At 43.7% G+C, this 8200-nt stretch carries 4 protein-coding genes; 2 read left to right on the forward strand and 2 right to left on the reverse strand.

The window, feature by feature from the left end:
* The first annotated feature begins 22 nt into the window (after positions 1–22).
* On the forward strand, positions 23–1147 hold the full coding sequence (locus D0T87_RS12060; RefSeq protein ID WP_163175385.1) for a response regulator: 1125 nt from the start codon (positions 23–25) through the stop codon (positions 1145–1147).
* 129 nt (positions 1148–1276) lie between these two features.
* On the opposite strand, the gene D0T87_RS12065 is transcribed toward D0T87_RS12060, so the two are convergent.
* Together D0T87_RS12065 and D0T87_RS12070 are read right to left on the reverse strand one after the other, a co-directional pair.
* The gene (locus D0T87_RS12065) at positions 1277–4153 is read right to left on the reverse strand and encodes a PD-(D/E)XK nuclease family protein (RefSeq protein WP_163175386.1); all 2877 of its coding nucleotides are present in this window, start codon (positions 4151–4153) and stop codon (positions 1277–1279) included.
* Positions 4154–4177: 24 nt separating this feature from the next.
* Positions 4178–7375, reverse strand: coding sequence for an exodeoxyribonuclease V subunit beta (locus D0T87_RS12070; protein WP_163175387.1), 3198 nt, complete (start codon positions 7373–7375; stop codon positions 4178–4180).
* Between the two features lie 598 nt (positions 7376–7973).
* Between D0T87_RS12070 and D0T87_RS12075 the strand changes: the two genes are divergently transcribed.
* Positions 7974–8200: hypothetical protein (locus tag D0T87_RS12075; RefSeq protein WP_163175388.1), on the forward strand; the 227-nt coding region annotated here is incomplete at its 3' end.

The raw sequence follows: 8200 nt of genomic DNA on the forward strand, positions 1-8200 counted from the left end.
TAATACAATAAACATATAAAACATGGAAATTAATCCTTCAGATTACAAGATCCTTATCGTTGACGATGTTATGTCGAACGTGTTGTTGCTGAAAGTCTTGTTGACCAACGAGAAGTATAATATAGCGACAGCGGGCAATGGAACCGAAGCACTGGCACAGGTAGCGGCAGAGAGGCCGGATTTAATTCTACTGGATGTGATGATGCCGGATATGGACGGGTTCGAAGTTGCGCAACGTTTAAAAAAGAATCTGGAAACAGCAGATATACCCATCATTTTCCTGACTGCACTAAACAGTACGGGAGACATCGTGAAGGGATTTCAGGTTGGAGCAAATGACTTCATCTCCAAACCGTTCAATAAAGAAGAATTGCTTATCCGTGTGAGGCATCAGATTTCTTTGATTGAGGCAAAACGTATTATCCTGGCCAAAACCGAAGAACTGAGAAAGACAATCATGGGACGCGATAAACTATATTCTGTGATTGCTCATGACCTTCGTTCACCTATGGGTTCTATCAAGATGGTATTGAATATGCTTATCCTGAACCTGCCTTCTGAAACGATTGGTGATGAAATGTATGAACTACTAACCATGGCTAATCAAACCACAGAAGATGTGTTTGCCCTGTTGGACAACCTGTTGAAGTGGACGAAGAGCCAGATCGGTAAACTGAAAGTAGTATATCAGGATATTGACCTGGTAGAAGTAGTGGAAGGTGTAATTGAAATCTTCACTATGGTTGCCGGATTGAAGAAGATTGATGTGAAGCTGCAAGCACCCGAAGAACTTGAGGTAAATGCAGATATTGATATGGTCAAAACCGTTGTACGTAACTTATTAAGCAATGCGATCAAGTTCAGCAACGAAGGATCGGAAGTATTGGTGAAAGTGGAAGCTATTGACGGAATGGCAGTAGTAAGCGTACAAGACCACGGCTGTGGTATTGATGACGAAAGCCAGAAGAAACTTCTCCACACCGATACACACTACAGTACATTCGGTACAAACAACGAAGAAGGCTCCGGACTTGGACTTCTTCTGGTACAAGACTTTGTACAGAAGAATGGTGGTGACCTTTGGTTCACATCCAAGAAAGGCGAAGGATCTATCTTCGGATTCAACTTACCAATACCAAAGCGGTGAGGCACCGCGGCCAGTGGCGGCAAGCCGCGCTGCGCTATAGGGACATAAAAATATGTGTAGGGGCAGGCCTTGTGTCTGCCCTTGTGTATTATGCCGCATAAGAAGTTTCACTTATAATACGGCTTGCCGCTATCGCTTACATATAGATTTATAATCGCAAAATTCGCAGAGTTTGGTATCTTCGGTTTGGTTGAACGATACGGTAGGATCGTATATTTCTTCCAGCAGTTCTTGCAGGCGTTGCCGGAATTCATCTTCAAAGAAAGCGAAGTTGTTCACAGGCATTTTAGGTTTACGGGGTTCTCCCATTTCAATGACGGGTGAATAAGTATCCGACGATGCTCTATGAATATAGAGTAGGGATGGGGCAACTTTCAGGTTCTGTTTGCGGCACATAATGGCAGCATACAAGAATGTCTGGAAAATATATCCCGGCCTGCTGTCGGAACGGGTGAATAGTTGTTCCACACTTGTCGGAACTTTGGGAGTTCCTCCGGTTTTATAATCCACGATGCGTAGCGTATCCTCTTTGCTGTCCAACCGGTCGATGGTACCTCCTATACGGGCTTGTATATTTCCCTCCGGCGATTTTATGGTTATACTTTCATTTACTTTCTCTTCCATACCCACCATCTCAAACGGGGCATATTGAAGATCATTGCGCAGAAGCTGTTTCACGTAGGTTGCAATGACTTTAGAGTTGATCAGTTGCGTACCGTTATATTCCGGTTTTTCATCTGCTCCGACATGAAAGAAAAGTTCCTTGAAAGCCATATCTACGAATTGCTGGATATGAACTTCACTCTTTAACAGGTTTTCCAAATCCTCTTTCCGGATGAGTTTTCCAGTTTCGGTTAGCTTCTTATAAATCAATTCTACTGCCCGGTGGAAGATACTTCCAAATGTAGAAGAGTCGATTTCCGTATTTACTTCGTTTGGTGCAGCCAATCTGACGACATAACGGAAATAGAACTTCAACCGGCAATCCAGATAAGCATTCAGCGCCGAGGGAGATATATTGGAGGTTGCTCCATGCCCACGGCTATATAGCTTGTATAAACGATCCATTGCTTCCGGAGTTTTTTCTACCTCAATAGGCTTATGGCTTTGTGGCGATTGTCCGGCTTCCAGAAATTGTTTCTTAATGGGGTGGGGCCACTCAATCAGGAATTGAAGCAGGAACCGGGATGCTTCGCCACGGTTCAGACCATCCGAAGAAGTATTGTGTACCAGTGTAATATGTTCGGCACGTTGTATTAAGCGGTAGAAATAATAGGCATACAAAGCATCGCGATGTTCAATGGTGGTCATCCCAAAAGCTTTTCGCAGATTATAAGGAACGAAGGATGCTTCGCCTCCTCCTTTCGGTAATAAACCTTCATTCAATGAAAGGATAATCAGGTTTTTGAAATCCAGATTGCGGGTTTCCAACACGCCCATAATTTGCATGCCGATAGCCGGCTCACCGTGGAAAGGTATATTAGTGGCAGCAAGCATCTTATGTATCAACCGTTTCAGGGTTTCTATTTTCAGGCTTAATGCTCCGCTTTCCATCAGGCTAAATATGCGGTTGACAATGGTATAGCTCTTGAACAGTGATTCCCGGTATAGCTGACTGAATACGTCGTCGGCATCTTCATCGCGGCGATAAAGAACGGTAACCTCTTTCAGTAATTCTGTGATATAGCGGCAAAGGCCAACTATATTATGGCAGGGGGTGAACAATAGATTAAGAAAATCGTCCTTTTTAAGTTCCGATGGATAAGGGTAGAAGCGATTGTTCTTAGTCAACTCCTGCTCCAGTGTTTCGGCATTGGATGACAGGCTGCGAGTATAGGGATGTTTAAGTACGGCCTGTACCGTGGCATGGGTATATCTGCCTGTACTACTATTATATCCTGTGGTTTGTAATTCCAATAAGGCATCTACAAAAGTGTAGGCGGGCGTTTGTGCTAAAGGAAATCCCATGGTGATATTGACGTTCTTCACTCCTTCGGGTATGGAATGCAGTACAGGCAGTAATAATGCTTCATTGCATAGTACAATAGCATTCTCTTTTTCATTCTCTGTTAATGTAGAACGAATCCATTCGGGCAGGTAACGGGCTTGTGCATTCTCTGTTGAAGCAGAGATATAATTTACCGTTTTAGGCTGCAATAAGTTGTTGAATACGTCACCATCCAATTGCGAAGGAAACATCTCCATGTTTTTACGAATAAACGTTCCCGCCTCGCAGCGAGGCGCCACACCCAGGTTTCCATGCGGGTCCATATAAAATATATCGTAATCCCAGTAGAATAGGGCTTTATCTGCATTTTGCAGTTCTTTGAAGAGCTTGGTTTCTACTTTGTTGAGCACATTGAAGCCTACGAACACATATTTATCGTACGGCAGTTTATCCGTATCCAGTTTATTGATGGCATCGCGGTAAAGCATCCCTTCATAGGCAATGCCCAGGTGTGTCAGGCGTTCATGGAATCCGTCGTATATTCCTTTAAGCGCATCCCACATGGAAATAAACTTAAGCTTTAGTTCGGTGTGGCGTTCAATAGAGAAATTTAGAAAGAACTGCTGAATGGCTTCTTCCTGTTCTTTATCCAGGAAGTCAAAATCGTCCATAATGTCTTTCAGATTCTTGAGATTAAGGAACAGCTTATCGGCATCGACAAGGTTTTTATCTACATCATCAAAGTCGCTGATAAGTAATTCTCCCCAGAAGTAGAAATCATCAAGGCTCTCATCACTTTGGGTTTCCTGTCCGAAAATTGTGTGTAGCTCGCATATCAAGCGAACCGGATCGGCCAGCCGCAAAGTAGAAAGGCTTTGCAATAATTCACTGATGCTAAGATATGCAGGCGACCACAACGGTTGGTCGGATTGTGCAGCCAGATGCTCATTAAAGAACAATCCGGCGCGTTTATTGGGAAATACAACCGCTGTACGGGAAAGATCATCCCCGTATTTGGCATATAAATCTTCGGCTACTATCTTAAGAAATGAATTCATTTGAATCTTTGTTTTTTATTTTATTTATTCACGATTACTGTAGGGGCGGTTCGTGAAATCCGTCCGCAGGAAAACTGGGTGCAGCGCCTCGCTGCCCTCGCCGGCGTACCACAAATATCCTTCGATATTTTGATATCCCATGCGGGTGAGCAGGTTCATATACTGTTGTACTTGTCGTTCGTACCGTTTATCTTCCTTTCCGAACTTGAAGTCTACAATGATTACACGCTCATTGTTCATCATTACGCGGTCCGGGCGCCGGAGCTGTGTTCTTCCATTCTCTTTGTAGATAATGGCACATTCATTAAATAGTCTCCACTCGCCGGAATACCATTCTTTGATTTGTGGATTGGCAAATGCTTTAGTCGTTACGGCACGAACTTCTTCTTCCATTTCCTTATCTCCGATGATGCCTTCGAATATTAGTTGCTCGATGGCCGGTTCGATATCTGCCTCTGTCTGAATGGCAGAGAACAGGGTGTGCAACAAGCTACCCCTATCAATTAACCGGTGATACGAATCTTCTTCTGCTATTCCACGAATAAAGTCTGCCGAGCGGTTAGATTGGCGAAATTTAATATCATGCCTTGCCGACTTCATCTTTACAGGTAGCTTTTCGGGCTTTTGCAGTAGCTTATTGGTGACAGTTTTTTCGTCTTCAGCTTTGGAAGAACATAACTCCCCTTGCTCAAAAGGTTCGTCTTCATCCCACTGCATACCTGCTTTCTGGGCTACACGGGGTAGTGCATTGGATAGCAGTTCGGACATTGTTCCTTTTTGTCCCTTTTTACTCCACACAATAAGGTTCTTTCCCGCCCGGGTGAAGGCTACGTATAACAGATTAAGATTGTCTACCCAAAGTTGTAACCGTTCATGCAGATAATCATCCCGGTAAACGGACTCTGCCATTAACGAAGAGTAGTTGATGGGAACGATATCAATATGGTCATAAGGCGCTTTGGTTGGACTGCACCATACAAGTTGATTATAAGTTTCGTTTTCCAGCTTCCAGTCGCAGAAAGGAATAAGTACGGTATGGAATTCCAATCCTTTGGATTTGTGGATAGAAAAGATGCGAATACCTTCTATCTCGCCACCCGGTATGGTTTTCCGGCAAAGGGTTTTATCCCAGAATTCAATGAAGCTGTCAAGGTCGGACGAATGTTTTTGCAGATAATCGAGCACTGCATCAAAGAAAGCAAAAAGGTAAGCGTCCTGATTTTCAATCTTTTCCAGTTGGAAGATATCGAACAACTCTTCCAATAATTCATATAACGGCATTAACCGTAAATTATTAATCTCATTAACAAATCGTTCCGGTAGCAGCTCTGATTGGGGTGCGACAAGGAAATTCGGCCCCGGCACCTTGCCGGTTAACTGTGCCAGCGAGATGCTATCTGTTGTATCTGATAGAAAACGCAATGCATCTATCATTATGCAAATAGCTAGCGAGGCATCCAGACGGAAGGCTTCATCGGATACGATTTTGCATTTCAGTTCTTTGTCGAAATAATCGGCTATCCGGGGGATATTTTTATTTTTGCGTACCAGAATGGCTATGTCATTTTGATTCACACCCGATTCGAGCAAGCGCGTAACTTCCTCACCCATGCCGATCAGGGTTTGCCCGGTATAGTCATATTCTTCATCCGGTTCCAGGAAGGATACTTTGACATACCCTTTGGCTTGTGTGCGGGGAGACTCCTGTACAACATCCTGATAGGCTTTAATAAGTGATTCGCACGAGCTTCCCAGTTCATCAAAGTGCACAGAGTCAAGGTAGTCGACTGCTTGTGTAAAGAGCTCGTTATTGAAATTGATTATGTTTGATTCACTACGGCGATTGGTGTTGAGTGTGCGTGCATCAATCGGAAAGTTACCAATGGTATCGTTCAAACTGTTCAGGATTCCCCAATCTCCATTTCGCCAGCGATAGATGGATTGCTTTACATCGCCTACAATTAAGCTGCTGGCTCCTTGCGAGAGTCCTTCGAGCAGAAGAAGTTTGAAGTTGCCCCACTGCATGCGGCTTGTATCCTGAAATTCGTCAATCATCACATTGCGGATGTTGGTGCCGATTTTTTCAAAGATAAAAGAGGAGTCGCCATCGCCGATAAGGCGGTGCAACAGGGCGTTTGTATCGGACAGGAGGAAGCGGTTGTTTTCTTTGTTCAACTCACGTACTTCATCGTCAATATTGGCTAGAAGTTGCAGTTTGCTGAGATGCTGCATGGATAGCCGGCAACTGTTGACTGTTTCATTGCTTTTGACTCTTGCTCTTTCAGAGTCTTTAAGCAACGGTATCAGGGTAGATGATGCCAGCGAAAGTATGGTGTTATAGTCCTGCGAGGTTTTAGTGGCCCAGTTCTTTGGATCGTCCAGGCATTTCTCTACCGTTGTGTTCCGGATGTCGTTGGTGAGTTTTCCTTCTTTTATTTTCCGGAAATAACTTCCAATTCCCCGCGAACCGTTTTTAAGGTCTTCGGGCGACAGATTATAAGCCTCCAGTTCTTCCTCGAATATATCTGCAAATTCGGCCATTTGTTCGAGGGAGATTTTTATCATGCTTTCCAGTTCCTTGCGGTATGTTGCAATGGTATTCGGATCTTTGAGGCGTTGGCGCAGGTTGCTTCCTTTTTCGATATAACCTTCATCGAAGATGTTACGGCCGAAACGTTTAATCTCGTCCGATACATTCCAGCGCTTGTCATTGGCTATGCGTTCGTTGATGTAGTCGAGTAGCCAGGCCAGAGTAGGAGAGGTGGGCGTTAGTTTCTCGATCATCGAATCGACCGCCTCGCTCAATACCTCTTCATTATTTAGTTCGACATTCAGATTGGGGCTGAGTTCCAGTTCTCGGGCAAGGTTGCGCATGACGGACTGGAAAAAAGAGTCGATTGTTTCTACCCGGAAGCGGCTGTAATCGTGGATCATATTGGTTAAGGCTTCTCCGGCTCTTTTGCGAATCTCTTCTTTGGGAAATCCGGTATCCTCCTGCACGCGGTCCAGGTAAATTTCCGATCCTGCATCACCTGTACTTATTCCGTATAGCTGACTCAGAATACGTTCTTTCATTTCCGCGGTAGCCTTGTTGGTAAAGGTTACAGCAAGTATCCGGCGGTAGGCCCGTGGGTTTTGTATCAGGTGTTTTATGTATTCTATCGCTAGGGTGAAGGTCTTGCCCGATCCGGCGGAGGCCTTATATATAAGGAGTTGTCCCATGGTCTGTTTTTAATGCATATTTAAACTACAAACTTACATAAAAATAGCGATTTTATAAGCGAGTCGAATATAAATAAAGTATGCATATAGGGCTATCGTGCTTAAATTGTGTATAAATGTGCGGTTTTAATGAATAATACATTCGTTTTCATAGTATACCTTTGCAGTCTATGAAAATAGACTCCACTAAATGAAACTTCTGCCCCCTATGGGCAGATTGTTGTCGTGTTAGCATAGTGAACATTCATGATGTGAAATCACAATGTTCATAGTTGTTTTGTTGCTCCCCAGAGAATCAAGCGTGATTTTCTGGGGATTTTTTGTGTGGCCGGAGGTAGATAAAAAAAGGTCGGTGCCATCCCATTGGTTTGCCCTAGGCATCCCATTGGTATGCCCTAGCCATTCCACAGGTTTGCCCTAGGCATCTCAACCTTAAGATTTAGCCTTGCCTTCCATTATGAAGAAGTAAACAATATATTTGTACAATATAGAAACTGTTTTCCAGATAATATGATTTGTTCCCTTGTATCTTTGTTATTCTATTTATTAGAACAAACTGTTATTATTAACTTATCATTAATTTACCAAATCATTCATTATGAAGAAAAACTTTTCAGAATCACGTCGTTTAAAAACGTCCATGTCCCTTCTTTTGCTTCGCATACGCGAAAGAGACACCTTATTGAAGAGAAGCCGGGTGGCGGAAGCCACAGGCATGTCCCAGCGCACCATAGGCAATATGGAGAATCGCCAGAAGACCTCCGGGAAGCTTCTCCTGCGTATATTCCACTATTACATTTACCTTAACCTTGTCACTCCCGCCGA

It is taken from the genome of Bacteroides sp. 51, from assembly GCF_010500965.1.
Lineage (GTDB): Bacteria > Bacteroidota > Bacteroidia > Bacteroidales > Bacteroidaceae > Bacteroides.